At 69.9% G+C, this 21,902-nt stretch carries 19 protein-coding genes; 17 read left to right on the forward strand and 2 right to left on the reverse strand.

What is annotated here, in order from left to right; all coding sequences use genetic code 11:
• Nucleotides 1-22: 22 nt before the first annotated feature.
• Nucleotides 23-1,108 (reverse strand): SUKH-3 domain-containing protein, encoded by a 1,086-nt coding sequence (locus BDK92_RS23310; protein WP_246017208.1) that lies wholly within the window; start codon nucleotides 1,106-1,108, stop codon nucleotides 23-25.
• Nucleotides 1,109-1,510: 402 nt separating this feature from the next.
• Here BDK92_RS23310 and BDK92_RS23315 point away from each other — a divergent pair, with 402 nt between their 5' ends.
• The 10 genes from BDK92_RS23315 to ahcY all read left to right on the forward strand — a co-directional run bounded on the left by BDK92_RS23315 (nucleotide 1,511) and on the right by ahcY (nucleotide 12,853).
• Entirely contained in the window at nucleotides 1,511-2,704 is a 1,194-nt protein-coding gene (locus BDK92_RS23315) for a low temperature requirement protein A (RefSeq protein WP_170208659.1), read from the forward strand.
• Nucleotides 2,705-2,783: 79 nt separating this feature from the next.
• The gene (nfi, locus tag BDK92_RS23320) at nucleotides 2,784-3,470 is read left to right on the forward strand and encodes a deoxyribonuclease V (protein ID WP_211349341.1); all 687 of its coding nucleotides are present in this window, start codon (nucleotides 2,784-2,786) and stop codon (nucleotides 3,468-3,470) included.
• Nucleotides 3,471-3,630: 160 nt separating this feature from the next.
• The gene (locus BDK92_RS23325) at nucleotides 3,631-4,521 is read left to right on the forward strand and encodes a helix-turn-helix domain-containing protein (RefSeq protein WP_121158618.1); all 891 of its coding nucleotides are present in this window, start codon (nucleotides 3,631-3,633) and stop codon (nucleotides 4,519-4,521) included.
• A gap of 102 nt (nucleotides 4,522-4,623) precedes the next feature.
• The gene (locus tag BDK92_RS23330; protein ID WP_147457091.1) at nucleotides 4,624-5,604 is read left to right on the forward strand and encodes a hypothetical protein; all 981 of its coding nucleotides are present in this window, start codon (nucleotides 4,624-4,626) and stop codon (nucleotides 5,602-5,604) included.
• 191 nt (nucleotides 5,605-5,795) lie between these two features.
• Nucleotides 5,796-7,214, forward strand: coding sequence for a phosphomannomutase/phosphoglucomutase (locus BDK92_RS23335; protein ID WP_121158620.1), 1,419 nt, complete (start codon nucleotides 5,796-5,798; stop codon nucleotides 7,212-7,214).
• 61 nt (nucleotides 7,215-7,275) lie between these two features.
• The gene (locus tag BDK92_RS23340) at nucleotides 7,276-7,464 is read left to right on the forward strand and encodes a Trm112 family protein (RefSeq protein WP_121158621.1); all 189 of its coding nucleotides are present in this window, start codon (nucleotides 7,276-7,278) and stop codon (nucleotides 7,462-7,464) included.
• Nucleotides 7,461-8,654, forward strand: a complete 1,194-nt coding sequence (locus tag BDK92_RS23345; RefSeq protein WP_121158622.1) for an SIS domain-containing protein — start codon at nucleotides 7,461-7,463, stop codon at nucleotides 8,652-8,654. The genes BDK92_RS23340 and BDK92_RS23345 overlap by 4 nt, the downstream gene beginning before the upstream one ends.
• Before the next feature lie 31 nt (nucleotides 8,655-8,685).
• Entirely contained in the window at nucleotides 8,686-9,663 is a 978-nt protein-coding gene (locus BDK92_RS23350; protein ID WP_121158623.1) for a cation diffusion facilitator family transporter, read from the forward strand.
• Between the two features lie 2 nt (nucleotides 9,664-9,665).
• Nucleotides 9,666-10,838 (forward strand): mannose-6-phosphate isomerase, class I, encoded by a 1,173-nt coding sequence (gene manA / locus BDK92_RS23355; protein ID WP_121158624.1) that lies wholly within the window; start codon nucleotides 9,666-9,668, stop codon nucleotides 10,836-10,838.
• Between the two features lie 515 nt (nucleotides 10,839-11,353).
• Complete coding sequence (gene ahcY / locus BDK92_RS23360) at nucleotides 11,354-12,853, forward strand: adenosylhomocysteinase (protein WP_121158625.1); 1,500 nt, start codon at nucleotides 11,354-11,356, stop codon at nucleotides 12,851-12,853.
• 37 nt (nucleotides 12,854-12,890) lie between these two features.
• Here ahcY and BDK92_RS39130 read toward each other — a convergent pair whose 3' ends face one another.
• Entirely contained in the window at nucleotides 12,891-13,058 is a 168-nt protein-coding gene (locus BDK92_RS39130; protein ID WP_170208660.1) for a hypothetical protein, read from the reverse strand.
• 115 nt (nucleotides 13,059-13,173) lie between these two features.
• On the opposite strand from BDK92_RS39130, the gene efeU reads away from it, so the two are divergent.
• The 7 genes from efeU (at nucleotide 13,174) to BDK92_RS23395 (ending at nucleotide 21,720) form a co-directional block, all read left to right on the forward strand.
• Nucleotides 13,174-14,067 (forward strand): iron uptake transporter permease EfeU, encoded by an 894-nt coding sequence (gene efeU, locus BDK92_RS23365; protein WP_121158626.1) that lies wholly within the window; start codon nucleotides 13,174-13,176, stop codon nucleotides 14,065-14,067.
• 21 nt (nucleotides 14,068-14,088) lie between these two features.
• Complete coding sequence (gene efeO, locus BDK92_RS23370) at nucleotides 14,089-15,222, forward strand: iron uptake system protein EfeO (protein WP_121158627.1); 1,134 nt, start codon at nucleotides 14,089-14,091, stop codon at nucleotides 15,220-15,222.
• A gap of 58 nt (nucleotides 15,223-15,280) precedes the next feature.
• A complete protein-coding gene (efeB, locus tag BDK92_RS23375; RefSeq protein ID WP_211349342.1) occupies nucleotides 15,281-16,558 on the forward strand; it encodes an iron uptake transporter deferrochelatase/peroxidase subunit in 1,278 nt (425 codons plus the stop codon).
• 54 nt (nucleotides 16,559-16,612) lie between these two features.
• Nucleotides 16,613-17,302, forward strand: coding sequence for an MtrAB system response regulator MtrA (gene mtrA / locus BDK92_RS23380; RefSeq protein ID WP_121158629.1), 690 nt, complete (start codon nucleotides 16,613-16,615; stop codon nucleotides 17,300-17,302).
• Between the two features lie 114 nt (nucleotides 17,303-17,416).
• Nucleotides 17,417-19,096, forward strand: coding sequence for an MtrAB system histidine kinase MtrB (mtrB, locus tag BDK92_RS23385; RefSeq protein ID WP_121158630.1), 1,680 nt, complete (start codon nucleotides 17,417-17,419; stop codon nucleotides 19,094-19,096).
• Nucleotides 19,093-20,955, forward strand: coding sequence for an LpqB family beta-propeller domain-containing protein (locus BDK92_RS23390; RefSeq protein WP_147457092.1), 1,863 nt, complete (start codon nucleotides 19,093-19,095; stop codon nucleotides 20,953-20,955). The genes mtrB and BDK92_RS23390 overlap by 4 nt, the downstream gene beginning before the upstream one ends.
• A 24-nt stretch (nucleotides 20,956-20,979) precedes the next feature.
• Nucleotides 20,980-21,720 (forward strand): ComF family protein, encoded by a 741-nt coding sequence (locus BDK92_RS23395; RefSeq protein WP_121158632.1) that lies wholly within the window; start codon nucleotides 20,980-20,982, stop codon nucleotides 21,718-21,720.
• Nucleotides 21,721-21,902: the final 182 nt, after the last annotated feature.

A 21,902-nucleotide genomic window follows, 5' to 3' on the forward strand; every position in this document is an offset into this window, starting at 1 on the left:
GCCGCCGGTAGGGCACCGGCTGTCACCAGGTGCCGTCGTCGCGTACCCGGGGCGCCGGCCGGCCCAGCAGCAGGTTGGTCAGGGCGACGTCGATCGCCGTACCGAGGAACCACTCACCGGCCTCGTCGAGCGCGAAGACCCGACCCTGCTCGTCCACGGCGAGGATGCTGTCGCCGCCCTCGGTGCCGATCGGGAAGAGCCGCACGCCGATCAGGGTGCCGAAGTCGGCCAGGCTGTCCGCACTGTGCGCGGCCCCGGCCGGGTTGATCTCGAACCGTCGGATCCACACGTGTTCCCCGGGACCGCGCCGGCCGCACACCAGGCCGGGAAAGGCGGTCAAGGCCCGCTCGGCCGCCTCGAAGCTCTGGTGCCGGTGCTGCCTTCCGGTCACGGCGCACACCTTGCTGATCGCCTCACCGGCCAGCAGTCGATCCCCGAAACCGGGCCGCCAGCCCCCGTCGACCAGCGCGTACGCGACCTCGGGCGGGAACCGGTCCGGGTCCGGGACGGGTTGCGCCGGCGGATGCCACTCCTCGGCGAAGGCCAGGTGCGACCAGGGCAGCAGTCCGAAGTGGACGAGAATCCGTACGCACGAGTCGCATGGGCGCTCGGCGGTGCCGCCGGCCGGGTCGCCCGGCTCCCTCACCCGGAACAGCTCCAGTTGGGCGCTGCCGAATAGTTCCCGGGCCGTCTCCTGGGTCAGCGGTGGCTGGCCGAGCGCGGCGCGCCTGCGGTCGTACTCGTGCAGCACGTCCGAGACGACCACCAGTTCGGCGTGCCGGTCACCGCCGCGCACCAGGTGCCCGGTCGGCAGGCCGGCCAGGTGGTCGCGGACCAGCGGGTGGTGCCGCAGTTCGAGGTCGCCCTTTGCCGCGTGCCCGATGTGCAGGTCGTGCTGCACGGTCAGGTGTGCGGTGGCGCCGGGTGTCGGCTGCCGCCGGGTGGCCCGACGCAACTCGACCGCCGTCTCCACGGTCCTGGGGCGCCGGCTCCGTCCCAGGCGGTCGGTGCGGTACATCTCGCGTACCACGTCCGGTGGAAGTCCCGGCCAGCTCGAGACCTCGCCGGTCTCCTTGTCGATGATGGTCGTCGGTCCAGCACCAGCCACAGTGGAATCCTGTGTCGGTGGACTGGTCCAGATCACGTAGCCGATATCGAATTCGTCGAGCATCGGAGTGCACTGGTAACCGCGCCGCAGCGTTTCCCGCCGGGCCCAGGTATCGGCAATTCCCTCTGCTTCCTGGCGGCTGATCATGTGCAAGTCTCCCCGTTCCTGCTCAGCCGGACGTCGTTCGCGAAACTACCGGACCATGCGGCTTCGCGTCAGCCGGTACGGCTGGCGATACCGACGGTTAGCCTTCGCCAATGTGGTGACGGGGTGCCGCCCATTCGGGTTACCCGACACATGCTCGATCGTTACTGCTGATATGCCCTGTCCGGATCAGTCACGCGGCAAGAGTCCGGTGGACCTGCGCGGCCAGTCCCGGACCAGCCCTGTGCCGTACCGGTCGTGACCACGCCCTTCGCGCCCCGTCGACTCGGCGACAGCAGGAGTACGGAGCGCGTCACCGTCCTGGAGCTCCTCTTCGACGTGGTGTTCGTCTTCGCGATCACCCGGGTCGCCCAGCGGCTGACCGACGACTTCACCATCGCCCGCCGGGCGCTGCTCTCCGAGGCCGGTCAGACCCTGTTGCTGCTGCTCGCCCTCTGGATGGTCTGGTACCTGAACGCCTGGCTGACCAGCCGGTTCGACCCGCAGCGGCCGGACATCCAACTCGTCGTGATCGTGACCATGGCCGGCAGTCTGCTGATCGCTGTCTGCCTGCCGCAGGCGTTCGGCGACCGTGGACTGATCTTCGTCTGTACCTATGTGGTGATCCAGGTCGGTCGCCCGGCGTACCTGTTCTGGGCGCTGCGCGGTCATCCGCGGCAGGGCGCCACCGCACGGATCCTGTTCTGGTCGGTCCTCGCCGCGGTGCTCTGGCTCGCTGGCGGTTTCAACGAGGACGAGGTGCGTGGCGGGCTCTGGACGGCGGCTGTTCTGCTGGAGCTGCTCGGCCCGGCGTTACGCTGGCCGACGCCGATTCTCGGCCGGCCGAAGGACGAGGAATGGACCCTGGCCGAGGGGCACCTGGCCGAACGGTACAGCCAGTTTCTGCTCATCGCGCTCGGCGAATCCGTCATCGCCACCGGAATCGAGATCAGCGTACGTCCGTTCACCGCGGCCGCGATGACGGTCTTCGTGGCGGCGTTCCTGACCACGCTCCTGTTCTGGCGGATCTTCTTCTACCACGCCGGTCTCTCGTTGGCGCCGGCGCTGGCGCGCGCCCGCAGCGCCATCGAATTGAGCCAGTCGGCCAGCTACACCCTGTTGGTGATGGTGGCCGGCATCATCATCGCGGGGGTCGGCTACCGACTCGTCATCGACCACCCGCAGACGCCGCTCGACCCCGCCTGGATCGCGGTCATCTTCGGTGGTCCGGCGCTGTTCCTGGCGGGCCGGGTGCGCTTCGAGTACCAGTTGTTCGGCAGCGCCTGCCCGTCGCTCTGGATCGGGTTGATACTCATGATCGTCGTCGCGCCGGGCATGGGTTTCCTGCCGCCGATCGTGGCACCTCTGGTCAGCACCCTGCTGCTGGCCGTTGTGTCGGTCCTGGAAACCTTCTCCAGACGGCACCGGGCCGCGACCAACCCGACACTGTGACGGGTGGCGGCGCGGGACGGTCGCGCCGGACCACGGTGGTGCTGCGGGAGGGGTGGAATCGATGACGGGGACGGCTCCGATGACGGATGTGGCGTGGCCGGGCACGGTCGCCGAGGCGGAGGCCGTACAGGATCGGTTGCGTCCGCTCGCCGACCTGGTGGGGCCCGGACCGGCGCAACCCCGCACGATCGCCGGCCTCGACGTGGCGTACGCCGAGGACGGCGACCGACTGGCGGCGGCGGTGACCGTGCTGGACGCGCGGACGCTGGCCGTGCTGGAGACGGCGGTGAGCATCGGTCGGGCCGCCTTCCCGTACGTGCCCGGCCTGTTCGCGTTCCGCGAGCTGCCCGCGTTGCTGGACGCGCTCGGCCGCCTGACCACCACCCCGGAACTGCTGGTCTGCGACGGGCACGGGCTGGCCCACCCGCGTCGGTTCGGGCTGGCGTGCCACCTGGGCGTGCTCACCGGGTTGCCGGCGATCGGGGTGGGCAAGACCCCGCTGGTCGGCCGGTGGGATCCGCCGGCCGAACAGCGGGGCGCCTGGACCGCGCTCAGGGACGGCTCGGAGACGGTCGGTCGGGTCCTGCGTACCCGGGACGGGACCAAGCCGGTCTTTGTGTCGGTGGGGCACCGGATGGGCCTGGACAACGCCTGCGCCCAGGTACTGGCACTCACACCGCGTTACCGGTTGCCGGAGACCACCCGCCAGGCGGATCGGTTGTGCCGGTTGGCTCTGGGCCGGACGCGCTCCTCGGACCTGGAGTGACGCGGGCGGCGGTGAAGGCCGACCGGCGACCCGGTCGGGTCGGTGACGTGACCACGCACGGTGATGGACGTCGATTCTAGAGGAAAGGCAACGATCTGTTGCTGACAAAGCACGTGCCGTGCGGGAGACTGCCTCGGGGAATCGGACAGGGAGGCACCGAATGGTTGTCGGATCACCACCCACCGTGCGACGCCGGCAACTCGGCCGCGAACTGCGCAAGCTGCGCGAGGCCGCGGGTTTCAAGGCGGAGCAGGTCGCCCTGGAGGTGCGTTGCTCACCGTCGCGGGTGAGCCGGATCGAGACCGCCCGGGTACGGATCACACCCGGCACCGTGCACGAGCTGCTCGACGTCTACCGGGTCGAGGGGGCGGAGCGGCAGCGCCTGGTCGCGCTCGCCCGCCAGGCCCAGGAGGCGGGCTGGTGGCAGGCGCACAGTGACAGCCTGACCTGGGAATATTCGACCCTGATCGCACTGGAACACGACGCGACCGAGTTGCGTACGTTCGAGTCGTCGGTGCTGCCGGGGCTGCTCCAGACCGAGGAGTACGCCCGCACCGTGCTGCGCAAGACGTTGCTGGAGCAGATCCCCGATTCGACGGAGGAGAAGCTCGTCGTACGGCTCGCCCGGCAGCGGATTCTCAGCCGCCCGCAGGACCCGGTCCGGCTCTGGGCGATTCTCGACGAGGCGGTGTTGCGCCGGCAGGTGGGTGGGCCGGACGTGATGGGTCCGCAGTTGCGGCACCTGGTGGAGATGGCCGACCGGCCCAACGTCCAGCTTCAGGTGCTGCCCTTCGCCCGGGGCGCGTACGCCTGCAACACCGGCCCGTTCCTGCTGCTCAGCTTCGCCGACGGGGCCGAGGGGGAGGGTCCGGTGGACGAGCCGGTGGACGGCGACGTGGTCTACGTCGAGAACGAGGCGGGTGACATCTACGTGGAGAAGGAGCCCGGGGTGGCCCGCTACCGGATGGTCTTCGACAACCTCCGTGTCGATGCGCTCAGCTGCGCGGAGTCGAGGAGCTGGCTGGCCGACCTGGCCGCGGAACTGCCCTGATCGGGGCGTGCGGGGGCCGGTGACGGCGTGCGCGGGAGAAGGGCCCGTGCCCGTACGCGGTAGCCTGTCCGCCGTACCCCAACCGGAAGCGGCGAGGTGATCATGTTGGTACGGCGCGGCGCGGCGCGGCTGGCGACGGTTTGCGCGCTCCTGGCCGGCCTGGTCGTGGCCGGCGCGGCACCGGCACTCGCCGACGACGAGGACTCGGTCCGGATCAGTACGTCCAGCAGCTTCACCGCCGGGGGTTCGCCGGGTTCGGTCACCGTGACCGTGGCCAAGCGGTCCAAGGGTTGTGTGTCGGTCCGGACCTCGGTCGCGCTCCAGATGGCGGGGCTCTCCGCCAGCGACGTGGGCCTGCTGGTCGCCCGGGACGGGGACTGGCAGCCGGTCTCGGTCTCCGGGGAGGGCACGCTGCACAGCGGCCGGACCGCGCCGGAGAAGGCGGAACTCTGCGAGCGCAAGAGTGTGAGTGTCCGCTACCGGTTGGCTCTGGGTGCCAACGTGCCGGCCGGCCAGGTGACGATCGTCGGTGAGGCTTACACCGCCGGTGGCGACCTGATCAAGCAGGATGCCGAGACACGCAGGGTGAACGGCGCCAAGGGCGCGCCGACGCCGACCAGGACCCGGTCGGCCTCGCCGAGCCCGACGCCGGAGGAGACCACGGAGGCCGCCGAGCCGGAGCCGACCGAGAGCGACGTCGTCGCACCGCCGACCGAGATCGGGCTCGGGGGCGGCGCCGGCGGCGACGGTGGCGGGATCGGTTCCATGGTGATGGTGGTCGGGGTCGGCATGGTGGCGATCGGGATCGCCCTGCTGGTGCTGCTGCTGCGGCGGGCCCGAGGTGGTCGGGAGGAGCCGGACGGCGGTAGTGGTGGACTGGGCGCGACGCCGCGTCCGCCGTACCCGCCCCGAGGTGGTCCGGGTGGCGATCCGACCATGATCATCCCCGGTCGGGCCGATCCGACGATGATCATTCCGGGTCGGGCCGATCCGACGATGGTCATTCCCGGGCGGGCCGATCCCACCGTGGTCATGCCCACGGGCGGCGACTCGACGGTGATCATGCCCCGGATCCGCCCCTGAGGCGGGGTCCGGTCCGCTGACCGCGGCCTCGGCGAGGGTGGATTGTCGCCGTCCGGTCGGAGCCTGACTTGATCTTGCCCATTTCCCGCAGCCTGTTGGACCCTGCCTGGCAACCCGCCTTACCCTCGGCCGGGGTGCCGGCTCCGATACGCTCAGGCCGTTGGCTGGCGTATGACCGAGGAGCGAGACCGTTGTCTGATTTATCCCAAATTGTCAAGGCGTACGACGTCCGCGGTACCGTCCCCGAACAGTGGAACGAGCGCGTCGCCGAGGCGTTGGGTGCGGCCTTCGCGCAGCTGCTGCGCGCCGGTACGGGCGACGGTTCGACGGGCCGGGACGGCGGTGCGACCGGCGACCCGAACACGGTGGTGATCGCCCACGACATGCGGGACAGCTCGCCCGGCCTGGCTGCCGCCTTCTCCGCCGGTGTCCGCTCGGAGGGGATGGCGGTCATCGACGCCGGCCTCGGCTCCACCGACCTGCTCTACTACGCCTCGGGCAGTCTCGACCTGCCCGGCGCCATGTTCACCGCCAGCCACAACCCGGCGCGCTACAACGGGATCAAGATGTGTCGGGCGGGTGCCCGCCCGATCGGCCAGGAGAGCGGCCTCGCCGAGATCCGGGAGCGGGCCCAGGCGATCCTGGACAAGGGCGAGCCACTCGCGGACGAGCCGGAGCAGCCCGTACGTCAGCTCCACCTGCTCCCCGAGTACGCGGCCCACCTGCGTGGCCTGGTCGACCTGAGCGGCATCCGCCCGCTCAAGGTGGTCGTCGACGCCGGTAACGGGATGGGTGGTTACACCGTCCCGGTGGTGCTCGGCGACACCGTACTGTCGCCGCTGCCGCTGACCATCGTGCCGCTCTACTTCGAACTCGACGGCAACTTCCCGAACCACGAGGCGAACCCGCTCGACCCGGCGAACCTGGTCGACCTGCAGGCGGCGGTCCTGGAGCACGGCGCCGACCTCGGACTCGCCTTCGACGGCGACGCCGACCGCTGCTTCGTGGTCGACGAGCGGGGCGAGCCGGTCTCGCCGTCGGCGATCACCGCCCTGGTGGCCGTACGGGAGCTGGCCAAGCACCCCGGCTCCACGGTCATCCACAACCTGATCACCTCCAGCGCCGTACCGGAGATCATCCGGGAGAACGGTGGCGAACCGCTCTGCAGCCGGGTCGGACACTCGTTCATCAAGGCCGACATGGCCCGTACCAACGCGGTCTTCGGTGGAGAGCACTCGGCGCACTACTACTTCCGGGACTTCTGGTTCGCCGACACCGGGATGCTCGCCGCGATGCACCTGCTCGCCGCCCTCGGCGAGCAGGAGCGCCCGCTTTCCGAGCTGGCCGAGAAGTACGAGCGCTACGTCTGCTCCGGCGAGATCAACTCGACGGTCGCCGACCAGGCGGCGAAGCTGGCCGAGGTCAAGCAGGTCTACCAGGGTGCCGAGACCGACGAGCTGGACGGGTTGACCGTCCGCTTCCCCGACGGAGCCTGGATCAACCTGCGGCCCTCCAACACGGAACCACTGCTGCGACTCAACGTGGAGGGCCCGACCAAGGACCGGATGATCGCGCTCCGCGACGAGGTGCTCGACCTGGTACGCCGATAAGATCCCGTGCGCCGGCCGGAACGCCGACTCGGCCGCCGGATGACGTGGAAGGAGCCGCATCGTGGCCCTTGACCCGCAGTTACTCGAGATTCTCGCCTGCCCGGACACACACCACGCCCCGCTCGACTACGACCCGGTGGGTCAGACCCTGACCTGCACCGAGTGTCGGCGGATCTTCGAGGTCCGCGACGACGTACCGGTACTGCTGCTCGACGAGGCCCGCGGCAGCGCCGCACAGGAGGAGAAGTGATGGACGCCCACGCCGGCGTGAGTGGGCGACGGGTCCCAGACGAGGGGCTGCTCGATGACGCGGCGGCGCTCTCCGAGGCGGACCCGGGCGGGATGCTGCGGTTCACCGCCTCGGCCGGCGCGCAGGTACGCGAGTCCGCGGCCCTCGCCGCGGAGGCGAACCTGGGCGTGCTGGCCGACGAGGGGCGGCCCCGTGCGGTGGTCATCGCGGGCATCGGCACCGCCGGACGGACCGGCGACATCCTCGCCACGGTCGCCGGACCGCGTTGCCCGGTGCCGGTCATCGCACACCGCAGCGCCGGCGTGCCGGGCTGGGTGGGTGCCGCCGACGTGGTGATCGCGGTGAGCGCTTCGGGGCGCAGCCCGGAGGCGCTCGGCGCGGCTGAGGCGGCGGCCCGGCGGGGCGCCCGGCTGGTCGCGGTCGGCGCACCGGACTCGCAGCTCCAGTCGGTGGCCGAGGGGGTCCGGGCCCCGTTCATCCCGGTGCCCCGGCGGGCGCCCGCGCGGGCGAGCCTCTGGGGCCTGACCGTGCCGGTTCTGCTCGCCGCCCGGGCGCTCGGGCTGGTCAAGGTCAACGAGGCCGACCTGGCCGAGACGGCGGCGCGGCTCGACGCCGACGCGGACCGGAGCCGGCCCACCGCCGAGTCGTTCGTCAACCCGGCCAAGACGCTGGCGCTCGGGTTGGCCAACTCGGTGCCGGTGGTCTGGGGCTCGTCCCCGTTGGCCACGGTCGCCGCCCGGCGGTTCGGCGACACCCTGTCGGCGAACGCCCGCTACCCGGTGATCGCGGGTGCGCTCGGCGAGGCCGGGCGCGGCCGGGTGGGGCTGCTCGACGGGGTCTTCGGCGGGCTGGCGGAGTCGACCCGGGACATCTTCGCCGACGAGGAGGACGAGTCCGACTGGACCCGGCTGCGGGTGGTGCTGCTGCGCGACGGTGGTTTGAACGCCGACGACGACAGCGACGAGCCGCTGGCCGTGGAGGAGCGGCGCGCCGACGCCTTGCAGACCCTCGCCGAGCGGCGCGGGGTCCGCTGCGACGTGGTCACCGCCGAGGGCGGTTCGGCGCTGGAACGGCTCGCCTCGCTGATCGCCGTACCCGATTTTGCATCTGTTTATCTCGCCCTGGCCCACGGGCTCGACCCGATGGCAGTGGCGGCGGTCACCGAAATGAAGGAGCTGTCCAACCCGTGAACGGGCAGAGCGACCAGCAGGGAACGCGGACATGAGCGCCGGTGGTGGAACGCGGGCGATCATCGCCGCGCTGCTGGCCAACCTCGGCATCGCGATCACGAAGTTCGTGGCGTGGCTGCTGAGCGGTTCGTCGTCGATGCTGGCCGAGGCGGTCCACTCGGTCGCCGACACCGGAAACCAGGCGTTGTTGCTGGTCGGCGGCCGTCGGGCGCAGCGCGGTGCGACCCCGCAACACCCCTTCGGGTACGGGCGTGAGCGTTACATCTACGCCTTCATCGTCTCGATCGTGCTGTTCAGCGTCGGTGGCCTCTTCGCGCTCTACGAGGCGTACCACAAGTGGCAGCACCCGGAGCCGATCGACGACCACCAGTGGCTTCCGGTGGCGGTGCTGCTGGTCGCGATCAGCCTGGAGTCGTTCTCGTTCCGGACCGCGATCGTCGAGTCCAACCACATCCGCGGCAAGGCGACCTGGGTGCAGTTCGTCCGTCGGGCCAAGGCGCCCGAGCTGCCGGTGGTGCTGCTGGAGGACCTCGGCGCGCTACTCGGTCTGGTCTTCGCCCTGGTCGGGGTCTCGATGACGCTGGTCACCGGCAACGGCCGGTGGGACGCGGCCGGCACGGCGGCGATCGGTCTGCTGCTGGTGACCATCGCGGTCATCCTGGCGACCGAGACCAAGAGCCTGCTGCTCGGCGAGGGGGCCACCCCGGAGGACGTGGCCCGGATCGAGCGGGCGGTGCACGAGGGCTCCGAGGTCGAGCGGATCATCCACATGCGTACGCTGTACCTCGGCCCCGAGGAGCTGCTGGTAGCGGCGAAGATCGCGGTCCGGCCGGCCTCTTCGGCGGAGCACGTGGCCCGGGACATCGACACGGTCGAGTCGCGGATCCGGTCGGCGGTGCCGATCGCACGGGTGATCTACCTGGAGCCGGACATCTACAGCGCGCGGCGGGCTGCTCGGCCAGAGAGCGTGGAAGCGGAGACCGCTCCCGAAACGGGCGGGAAAGGCTGACGGTGGAACCACTGCACGGACCCATTCGTGACTACGCCTGGGGATCACGTACGGTAATCGCCGGCCTGCAGGGCCGGCCTGTACCCAGCGCCGGGCCGGAGGCGGAACTCTGGCTCGGCGCCCATCCCGGTTCACCAGCGATGGTGTGCCAGGGGGAGGCCCGGGTGAGCCTGGTCGAACTGCTCGCCGCCGAGCCGGGGCGCTGGCTGGGCGACGAGGTACTGGCCCGCTTCGACGGGCGGTTGCCGTACCTGATGAAGCTGCTGGCGCCCGAGGCGCCGCTGTCGTTGCAGGCCCACCCGGACCCGGAGCAGGCCAGGCAGGGGTACGCCACGGACCAGGCGTTGCCGCCGACCGCACACCGCAACTATGTGGATCCGTACCACAAGCCGGAGATGCTGGTGGCGGTCGCGCCGTTCGAGGCGCTCTGCGGTTTCCGGGACCCACGGGTCTCGGCGGCGGTCCTGGAGGCGTTCGACATCCCGGCGCTCAAGCCGGTGGTGGCGGCCCTGCGCACCGGGGTGGACGGCCTGCGGGATGCCGTGCAGCGGTTGCTGAGCTGGCCGGCGGTGGACCGGGCCGCGCTGGTGGAGACGGTCAGGACGACCGACCTCGGCCCCGGTTACGTTGCCGAACAGGAACTGGTCAGGGGGTTGGCCGGCTGGTATCCGGGCGATCCCGGTGTGCTGGTCGCGCTGCTGCTCAACCACGTCCGGCTGGAGCCGGGGATGGCGATCTGGATGCCGGCCGGCAATCTCCACGCGTACCTGCGGGGCGCCGGGGTGGAGATCATGGCCGCCAGCGACAACGTGCTGCGGGGCGGGTTGACTCCCAAGCACGTGGACGTGCCCGAGTTGCTGCGGGTGCTCCGGTTCGAGGTGTTGGACGATCCGTTGCTTCAATCGGTGCCGGTGGCGCCCGGGGTGGTCGGTTGGCGGGTGCCGGTCGAGGATTTCTCGCTCCACCGGGTGCGGTTGGACGAGGAGACCCAGCAGGCCCGGCTGACGCTGACCGGCCCACGGGTGGTGCTCGGTGCCTCCGGCGCGGTGGCGGTACGGGACGCGGCGGGCGAGGTCACGGTCGAGCCGGGTCGGGCGGCGATCAGCGCGGCGGACGGTGGGGAACTTCTCTTCTCCGGGCGGGGTGAGGTCTTTGTCGGCGCGGCCGGCATATAAGGACTAGTCCCACCTTTTCCGGCAAGTCAGACATTTCCGGGTTTGGCTTGACACGTAACTTGCAGAATGTGACTCTATAACCACGCAGCGTTATCACCGCGAGTGGTGAGGCGTCCTGCGAGGTACCAAACCGGGGGGATGCGCGGGGCGGAGGGATGCTGGGCGGGTAACCGTCCATGCCCCACCGCCCCGCGCGCTGTCCGTACCCTTCCCTGGCGACATCGGGCATGTGTCCCCTCATCCGGGCCCTCTCCGCGAGGCGGGGCGGTCGGGCCGGACGTCTGGTGGCGGGTGACACGCAGGTCAGACCCCTCGCCCATTGAAGACGCCGCCCGTCGGCAGGGCCGGGGAGCCAAGGGTTGGATAGTCTCCCGGGTGGCCGTCGCGCGGCGGGCCATGCGTCGCGGATTGTCGTGGTTGTCCCGGAGTGGACGGCACCGCCTGTGTCCGCACGAATGCAGCCGGGCGTAATGTGGAGGGTCGCGCAGCAGCAGACCCGTACGACAGGAGCTTTCATGACGAGTACTCTCCCGGCGCCTTCCGGTGGTGCGTCGACCCAGAGCCGGCCCACCACTCTCGCTGGCGGCGACTTCAAGGTGGCGGATCTGTCGCTCGCCGAGTTCGGACGCAAGGAGATCGAGCTGGCGGAACACGAGATGCCGGGCTTGATGTCGTTGCGTCGCGAGTATGCGGCGGCGCAGCCGTTGGCCGGTGCGCGGATCACGGGTTCGTTGCACATGACGATCCAGACCGCGGTCCTGATCGAGACCCTCACGTCGCTCGGTGCGCAGGTGCGGTGGGCGTCGTGCAACATTTTCTCCACGCAGGACCACGCCGCCGCGGCGATCGTGGTGGGCCCGGACGGCACTGTCGACGCCCCCGCCGGTGTTCCGGTGTACGCCTGGAAGGGCGAGTCGCTGGAGGAGTACTGGTGGTGCACCGAGCAGGTGCTGCTCTGGCCGGATGGTCAGGGTCCGAACATGATCCTCGACGATGGTGGTGACGCGACGCTGTTGGTGCACCGGGGTGCGCAGTTCGAGGCGGCGGGTGCGGTTCCTGCGGTGGAGTCGGCTGATTCGGAGGAGTACGCGGTCATCCTGGGTGTGTTGCACCGGTCTTTGGCTGAGGACAACCAGCGGTGGACGCGGGTCGCGGCGGGGATCAAGGGGGTTACCGAGGAGACCACGACGGGTGTGCACCGGTTGTATGAGATGCAGCAGGCGGGGACGCTGCTGTTCCCGGCGATCAACGTGAACGATTCGGTGACGAAGAGCAAGTTCGACAACAAGTACGGGTGTCGGCACTCGTTGATCGATGGGATCAACCGGGCCACGGATGTGTTGATCGGTGGCAAGGTCGCGGTCGTGCTTGGTTACGGGGATGTGGGTAAGGGTTGCGCGGAGTCGTTGCGTGGTCAGGGCGCTCGGGTGATCATCACCGAGGTTGATCCGATCTGCGCGTTGCAGGCGGCGATGGATGGTTACCAGGTCGCGACGCTGGATGATGTGGTCGGCACGGCGGACATCTTCGTGACCGCGACGGGTTGTTTTGATGTGATCACGAACGAGCACATGGCGCGGATGAAGCATCAGGCGATCGTGGGGAACATCGGTCATTTCGACAACGAGATCGACATGGCGGGGTTGGCGAAGCGGTCGGATGTGCGGCGGGTGAACATCAAGCCGCAGGTTGATGTGTGGAAGTTCGATGACGGGCACTCGATCATCGTGTTGTCCGAGGGTCGGTTGCTGAACCTGGGTAACGCGACCGGGCATCCGAGTTTCGTGATGTCGAACTCGTTCGCGAACCAGACGATCGCGCAGGTCGAGTTGTTCACGAAGACCGAGGATTACCCGGTCGGGGTGTATGTGTTGCCGAAGCATCTGGATGAGAAGGTCGCCCGGTTGCACCTCGGGGCGCTCGGCGCGAAGCTGACCGAGCTGACCAAGGAACAGGCCGCGTATCTCGGCATTCCGGTCGAGGGCCCGTTCAAGCCGGAGCACTACCGCTACTGAGAACCGCCTGTACCGGCCGGGTCGACTGACGAGCGCGTCAGCCGGCCCGGCCGTCGTCGTGTCGGGTACGGGTGGGACGTACCCAGCTCCACACGCAGTACGCGAGCCAGCCGATCGCCACCACGGTGGCGAGTGGACGCAGGCGCAGCGCGTTCAGCGCGACGATGACCGCGAGCACGGTGAGCCACGGTACGAAGGCTTTCACCGGGTCATTGGATCAGAGGATGGGTGGGCGGCGCCACGTTGACAACTGGTCCGACCAGGGCGCAAGGTAGGCTGGCCTAAGTTAGGCATGCCTAATTGATGAACCCGGAGTCCTCATGTTCGCCACCTACCTGATCGGTCTACGTGAGGGCCTGGAAGCCACCCTGGTGGTCAGCATTCTGATCGCGTTCCTGGTGAAGTCCGACCGTCGGGAACGGTTGCCGCAGGTGTGGGGCGGGGTGGCACTCGCCGTCGTACTCTCCGTCTTCTTCGGCTGGCTGCTCGAATACACCAGCACCACGCTGCTGGCGAAGTCCGAGGACCGGGAACTGTTCGAGGCGGTGACCTCGGTGGCGGCGGTCATCTTCGTCACCGCGATGATCTTCTGGATGCGTGGCGCGGCCCGCTCGCTCAGCGGCGAACTCCGAGGCAAGCTCTCGGACGCGCTCGCCGTCGGCTCGCTCGCGGTCGCCCTGATGGCCTTCCTCGCCGTGGTCCGCGAGGGACTTGAGACGGCACTGATCTTCTACTCGGCGGCGCAGAGCGCCCAGGTCGACGGTGGTCCGCTCTACGCGCTCATCGGCGGCGTCGTCACCGCGATCGGGATCGGTTACCTGCTCTACGCGAGCGCGGTCCGGATCAACCTCACTCGCTTCTTCACCTGGACCGGTGCGCTGTTGATCCTGGTCGCCGCCGGCATCTTCAAGTACGGCACCCACGACTTCCAGGAAGCCGGTGTCCTGCCCGGCATCAGGACCATGGCGTACGACATCTCCGGTGTGCTCGACCCGTCCACCTGGTACGGCACCCTGCTCGGCGGCATGTTCAACGTCACCGCCGAGTCGACCGTGCTGGAGGTCGTCGCCTGGGGCGCGTACGTGATCCCGGTTTTGCTTCTCTTCCTCCTCCCGGGGCGCCGCGGCTCCGGGACCACCGGCACCACTGGCTCCGCCTCCGGCACCACCGGCTCCGCCACCGGAGCCGCGCCCGTGGCCCAGCCCGCCGTCTGATCTGAGCACAAGGAGAAACAGATGCGTACCACCCGTTTCGTGGCGCTCGCCGCCGCTGGCGCGCTCGCCGGTATCGGCCTCGCCGGCTGCGGTGCGAAGGACGACGGCAGCAAGGACGCCGCTGGTGGGGCGATCGCGGTCAAGGCCACCGACACCGCGTGCGAGGTCGGCAGCACCACTGTCGGCGCCGGCACGGTGGTGTTCAACGTGACCAACTCCGGTGCCAAGGTCACCGAGTTCTACGTCTACGCAGCGGGTGACCGGGTGATGGGCGAGGTCGAGAACGTGGTCCCCGGGATCAGCCGCGAGTTGCACGTCGAGCTGCCCGCGGGGACGTACGAGACGGCCTGCAAGCCGGGCATGATCGGCAAGGGCATCCGGGGCGCGCTGACCGTCAGTGGCTCGTCCGCGCCGCTCACCGACAACGCGGCACTCGCCGCCGCGACCGACAGCTACCAGCGGTACGTGCAGAGCCAGACCGGTGCGCTGTTGGACAAGACCACCGAGTTCGTGACCGCGGTCAAGACCGGTGACGTGGCGGGTGCCAAGGCCCTCTTCCCGGTCGCCCGCACCTACTGGGAGCGGATCGAGCCGGTGGCCGAGATCTTCGGCGACCTCGACCCGAAGATCGACGGCCGCGAGGAGGTGCTCGAGGAGGGGATGGAGTTCACCGGCTTCCACCGCCTGGAGAAGGACCTCTGGACCACCGGCGACATCAGCAAGGACGGCCCGATCGCGGACCGCCTGCTCAGCGACGTCAAGGAGATCGTGGCGAAGGCGAACGCCGAGCGGCTCTCCCCGCTCAACCTCGCCAACGGCGCGAAGGAACTCCTCGACGAGGTGGCGACCGGCAAGATCACCGGCGAGGAGGACCGCTACTCGCACACCGACCTGTGGGACTTCAACGCCAACGTCGAGGGCTCCAAGGCGGCCATCGCCGCGCTCCGCCCGGTCCTCACCGAGCGCGCCCCCGAGCTGGTCACCTCTCTCGACAGTGGCTTCGCCACGGTCGACACGACCCTGGGCAAGCACCGGGCCGGTGATGGCTGGAAGTTGCACACCGAGCTCAGCCAGGCCGACCTGAAGGACCTGTCGGACGCGATCAACGCGCTGGCCGAGCCGATCAGTAAGGTCGCGGCTGTCGTCGCCAAGTAGGTACGTCGGGCCGGCGGGTCGACCGTCGCGCCGGTAGTACGGGTGGGTGGGGTGGGACGTGACCGAGAAACGGCTTTCGCGTCGGCGGGCGATCGGGATCGCCGGTGCCGGTGTCGCGGGTGTGGGCATCGCCGGGGTGACCGGCGCGGCGCTCCGGGGCGCGTTCGACCCGCCGCTCTCGGCGGGCGCGTCCCCCTCCGACGCGGTGGATTTCCACGGTGAGCATCAGGCCGGAATCACCACCGAGGTCCCGGACCGGCTGCACTTCGTCGCCTTCGACGTGGTGACCAAGGACCGGGCCCGCCTGGTCGAACTCCTCCAGGACTGGACGGCGGCCGCCGCCCGGATGACCGCCGGCCAGGATGCCGGGGTGATCGGCGCGGTCAACGGTTCGCCGGAGGCGCCGCCGGACGACACCGGTGAGGCGCTCAGCCTGCCGCCGTCCGGCCTGACCCTGACCGTGGGGTTCGGTCCGTCGCTGTTCCGCGACGCCGACGGTCGGGACCGCTTCGGTCTCGCCGAGCGCCGCCCCGCCGCCCTGGCCGACCTGCCGCGCTTCCCGGGTGAGGCGCTGCGACCGGAGATCTCCGGCGGCGACCTCTGTGTGCAGGCCTGCGCCAACGACCCGCAGGTGGCGGTGCACGCGATCCGGAACCTGGCCCGGATCGGCATGGGTGTGGTCAGCGTGCGCTGGTCACAGCTCGGGTTCGGGCGTACCTCGTCGACCTCGCGGGATCAGGCCACGCCGCGCAACCTCTTCGGCTTCAAGGACGGTACGGCCAACCTCAAGATCGAGGACACCGCGCTTCTCCGCGAGCAGCTCTGGGTCCAGCCCGGGGACGGCCCGGAGTGGATGACCGGGGGCGCGTACCTGGTCACCCGGAAGATCCGAATGATCATCGAGACCTGGGACCGGACCTCCCTCGGCGAGCAGGAGGAACTGGTCGGCCGGGCCAAGGGGAGCGGTGCGCCGCTGGGCCAGCACGACGAGTTCGACCCGATCAACCTCAAGGCCACCGGTCCGGATGATCGGCCGCGGATCACCGAGACCGCGCACGTACGGCTGGCCCACCCCGACCAGAACAACGGTGCCCGGCTGCTGCGCCGCGGTTACAACTACGTCGACGGCTCGGACGGGCTGGGTCGGCTCGACGCCGGGCTGTTCTTCATCGCGTACCAGCGGGACCCGCGTCGGCAGTTCGTGCCGATCCAGACCCAGCTTGCCCGACACGATGGGTTGAACGAGTATCTACGCCACGTATCCAGTGGGCTCTTTGCCTGTCCGCCCGGCGTACGTGAGCCGGGTGATTTCTGGGGGCGTGCACTCTTTGACTGATCGGCGGGGTGGTGCCGGTCCCACGAACGTGAACGGAGATGGAATATTGGTGCCATGAGAGCCCGGGTACTGGTGGTCGACGACGACCCCGCGCTGGCCGAGATGCTTGGCATCGTGCTGCGCAGCGAGGGATTCCTACCCTCCTTTGTCGCCGACGGCGAACGGGCGCTGGCGGCGTTCCGCGACAGTCGGCCTGACATCGTCCTGCTCGACCTGATGCTGCCGGGAATGAGCGGCATCGACGTGGCCCGGTCGATCCGGGCCGAGTCCGGCGTGCCGATCGTCATGCTGACCGCGAAGAGTGACACCGTGGACGTCGTCCTGGGCCTGGAGTCGGGCGCGGACGACTACGTGGTCAAGCCCTTCAAGCCCAAGGAACTGGTGGCGCGGATGCGGGCCCGGCTCCGCCGGGGCGAGGACGCCGCGCCGGAGATGCTGACCATCGGCCCGCCCGGCAACCAGATCAACATCGACGTCCCGGCGCACACGGTCAGCCGGGACAGCGAAGAGGTCAAACTGACCCCGCTGGAGTTCGACCTGCTGGTGGCGCTGGCCCGCAAACCGCGTCAGGTCTTCACCCGCGAGGTCCTGCTCGAGCAGGTCTGGGGTTACCGGCACGCGGCCGACACACGGCTGGTCAACGTGCACGTGCAGCGGCTCCGGGCCAAGATCGAACCGGATCCCGAGCGGCCGGAAATCATCCTGACCGTTCGGGGCGTGGGTTACAAGGCGGGCACCGGATAGCCTGGTGCCACTGTGGCTCACCCTTCCGTTTCCTCCGCCCTCGCCCGCGCCCGAGCCGTCGCGCTCGGGCTCTCGCGTGCGTCCCTGCGCCGCCTGCGGGCACTGGCCGCCGGCATGCATCGGACCTGGCGCCGCTCGCTCCAGTTGCGCGTCGTCAGCATCACCCTGGTCGCGTCGAGCCTGCTGGTCGGTGGATTCGCGGTGCTGGTCGCCGAGCGGATCACCAACATCCTGCTCGACAACGCCACCGCGGACGTGAAGGAGCGGCTCGAAAACGGCCGGAACTACGCCGAGGACCAGATCAGCGTCTACACGGTGTCGTACGCGTCGAAGCTGGGCACCACCTTCGAGAACACCGCCCGGTACCTGGCCGGCAACGATCCCGAACAGGTGGCCGGTGTGGTGGTGGCGCTCCAGGCGGAGCGCTACCCGAGCATCCCGGCGGCCACCTCGCCGGTCGGGGTGGACGTCCGCCCCATGATCAGCAAGGAGCTGCGTGAGCGGGTGGTCGGCGGAGAGGTGGCGCACCAGATCCAGACCGGCTATCTCGACGGTGGGACCGCCACATACCTGGTGTACGGCTCGCCCGTGCCGACCAAGTTCGGTCAGGTCGAGCTCTACTACTTCGTACCGCTGACCCGATGGGACAAGATCGCCTCAGAGGCGCGGTCGACCGTGGTGGCCACCGGGATCACCCTCGTACTGCTGCTCGGATTCCTCTCCGCGCTGGTCACCCGGCTCGTGGTCAACCCCGTACGGGTCGCCTCCCGGACCGCCCAACGGCTCTCCGCCGGGCTGCTCGACCAGCGGATGGTGGTCAACGGCGAGGACGACCTGGCGCTGCTCGCCGCCTCGTTCAACCAGATGGCGACCAACCTCCAGCGCCAGATCGTCCGGCTGGAGGAGATGTCCCGACTCCAACGGCGGTTCACCTCCGACGTCTCGCACGAACTGCGTACGCCGCTCACCACCGTACGGATGGCGGCCGACCTGATCTTCGCCGAGCGGGACGAGTTCGACCCGGCGGTCGCCCGTAGCGCCGAACTGCTCCAGGCCGAACTCGACCGGTTCGAAGGGCTGCTGACCGACCTGCTGGAGATCAGCCGGTTCGACGCCGGATTCGCCATGCTCGACGCCGAACCGACCGACCTGGTTCCGGTCGTGCACCGGGTGGTGGAGCGGCTCGACGGCCTGGCCGCCCGGCTCGGCGTACCGCTGCGGATGACCACCCCCGACCTGCCGGTGATCGCCGAGGTCGACCCTCGACGGGTCGAACGGATCCTGCGCAACCTGGTCGGAAACGCGGTCGAGCACGGCGAGGGACGCCCGGTGGAGGTGGTGCTCGGCGTGGACGAGCAGGCCGTGGCGATCACTGTGCGGGATCACGGGGTGGGACTCAAGCCGGGGGAGGAGAAGCTCGTCTTCAACCGGTTCTGGCGGGCCGACCCGTCCCGCGCCCGGCAAACCGGCGGCACCGGCCTGGGACTGTCGATCAGCCTCGAGGACGCCCGGCTGCACGGCGGCTGGTTGGAGGCATGGGGCGCGCCCGGTCAGGGCGCCCAGTTCCGCCTCACCCTGCCGGTCCGGGCCGGCGACCGGCTGACCTCCGCGCCGCTGCGCCTGGTCCCCGCCGACGCCGCCATCGGGCCCATGGTGCCGGTGCCGAGCGGGCCACGCCTGGCGATCGGGCCGGGCACCACACCCGCATCCGAGGGCCCGGCGACCGGGCCCGACGGGTTTGAGGACGACGCCGTGCCGGGGGCGGGCGTCACGCGTACGGAGGTGACCACGTGAGGCGGCCGAACCTGCCCGCTGCGACGGTGGCCGTGCTGATCTGTGTCGGACTGGCCGGCTGTGGCATTCCGGCCGAGACCGAGGTGCGGGTCGACGGTCGGGGACCCCAGTCTGGTCAGGGCATCGGCGACGGCCCGACCCCGAGCCTGCCGGTACGGTCGGACAGCAGCACCCCGGAGAAGTTCACGACGAACTACCTGACCGCTGCCGCCGCGGGAGGCGAGACCAGCGAGATCTACGACCGGGTGAACAGCTACATCGCGGACGACCGGGCCAAGCTGAAGCAGAAGCCCGGTGGTGAGCCGGCGATCAACGTGATCCGGTTGCTCGGCGGGCCCCGGGCCCGCCTCGACCCGGACAAACCAGGTGGTTACCTGGTGACGATCCAGGTCCAGCAGGTCGGCGTGCTGCGCGGGGACGGCGCGGTCGGCGAGCCGGAACTCACCGACCGCAGCTACGAGTTCAAGGTCGCCCCCATCTCCAACACCGTGGGCACCACGACCCAGCCGGTGGGCGGCCTGTGGATGATCAACCCGCCGCAGGTGCTGCTGCTCAGTACGGACGCGTTGACCGACTACTACACCGCCCGGACGATCTACTTCTGGAACGCGGGGCGCACCACGCTCGTGCCGGACCTGCGCTACCTGTCGACGTCGGTGCCGAGGGAGTCGCAGGCCACCGAGATCCTCGGTTGGCTGATCGGGGGTCCCGTGCCATGGCTGCTTCCGGCCGCCGTACCACTGCCGGAGGGGACCAGCCGGATCGGCAACGCTCCCAACCAGGGGGACCGGCTGGAGGTGAACCTCTCCGTACCGGCGAGCGAGGTCAACGACGAGGTCGAGCTCGATCGCATCTTCACCCAGCTCGCCTGGTCGCTGGTGCCGCCGGACTCCGAGGCGGGCTCGGGCGACGAGGGCGACATGGAGCTGAAGATCCAGAGCCAGCAACGCAAGGTGGCCGACATCGTCGACTACCGTCGCGCCCACCCGCCCTACGGCATCACCGGAAACCCCAAGCGGTACTGCGTCGTCGACGGGGTGGTCTACCCGCTCCGGATCGGCAACGAGTCGCCGATGGCCGTGCCGGTCCAACAGGAGCAGAACCACGACGTCCGGTACGCCGCCTTCACCGGCGAGGGAGACCGGACCGCGGCGGCACTGGTCACCGAGAAGGGGAACGGGTTCGAACTCCGCGTCGCCAGCGGGGCGGAGCCACTGCGTACGTTCGGCACGAGCCGTACCTTCGACGTGATCGACCGGCCGGTCTGGCTCAGGGGAGCCGACCCCCACATGCCCATCGGGCTGGTGGTGGCCGACGGTGCCCTCTACCGCTTCGACGGCAACGGCCAGTTCGACGGCAAGGGTCAGCCCGCGAAGGTCGAGGTGCCGGGGGTTACCGGCCGGATCACCGGCGTGGGGGCCTCGCCGGACGGGCACCGCATCGCGCTCATCGCCGACAACGTCCTGTACGTCGCGGCGCTGAGCACCGACGGCGGTGCGGTGACCGTCGGTCGGGCCCGGCAGTTGGCGACCTCGCTGAACACGGTGACCGCGGTCGACTGGATCGGCGAGAGCCTGCTGGCGGTGGCCGGGGCGCAGCCGGACAAGCGCTCGATCATCGAAAATGTCAGCGTGGACGGAGTGTCGGAGGTCTCGGTGGTCGACGACACCCGGGGCGACGTCCTCTACCTGGCCGCGTATCCGCAGAACCCGCTCAGCAGCACCGACCTCGGGGTGATGTACGAGGCCGAGGGGCTCGCCTCGCTGGCCCAGGTGCCGATCGAGCGGGGGCAGGTCGACATGCCCGCCCCGGCGCCGAACTCGTCGGTCAAGCCCAGCGCCCCGTTCTTCCGGTACTGAGCCCGTACGGGTGGGCAGGGTCGGATGACCGGCGTCTGGGCGGATCTGGCCGATCTGGTGCTGCCGGCCGAGTGCGCCGGTTGCCGGGTCGGCCGGACCGCCCTGCGTCACGGGGTCTGCGTCCGCTGCGCGACCGCGCTCCAACTGCTCCGACCCACCCCCGTACGGCCGACCCCGGCGCCACCGGGGCTGCCCGACTGTGCGGCGCTCGGCGGGTACGAGGGCGAGTTGCGGGAGGCGCTGCTGACGTACAAGGAACGGGGTCGGCACTCGTTGGCCCGGCCGCTGGGGCGGTTGCTCGCCGAGGTGGTCGCCGCGACGGCGGGTGCCGTCAGCCCGGTTCCTCCCGCACCGGCCGGCGCACCCCGGGCGGTGCTGCTGATCCCGGTTCCGGGCACCGCGGCGGCGATCCGGGCCCGGCACGGTGACCACCTGCGCCGGCTGGCCCGGCACACGGCGCACCGGTTGCGGGCTTCCGGCTGGCCGGTCACGCTGGCGTCGCCGCTGCGGGCACAGCCCCGACCCGACTCCGCCACCTTGGACAGTGCCGGCCGGGCGGCGGCCGCAGAGGCGGCGTTCACCCTGCGGGAACGTCGGTTGCCGGCACTGCGCCGGGCGGCGGCCGGCCGGGTCGTGATCGTGCTGGACGACATTGTCACCACCGGGGTGACGCTTGCCGCGGTCACCGGTGTGCTGCGCTCCGCCGGCGTACGGGTGGACGCGGCGGCGGTGCTCGCCGCAACGATCCGCCGCGTCCGACGGTAACGGTCCGTACGGTCGATTTCACACGATCGTGCCACAAGTGACTGTTTCTAAAGGTTCTTGGTAGCGAGGGGTGACTATAGACAGGACAGGAGTTAGCGTTTTGTTCACCAGGGGTATGAGGGGGACTCCACCCGTCCCTGGGGCAGATGGAAGGAGGAGGCGTCATTTCTGACCGGTCAGTG

This window comes from Micromonospora pisi, assembly GCF_003633685.1.
GTDB classification, from domain to species: Bacteria; Actinomycetota; Actinomycetes; order Mycobacteriales; family Micromonosporaceae; genus Micromonospora_G; species Micromonospora_G pisi.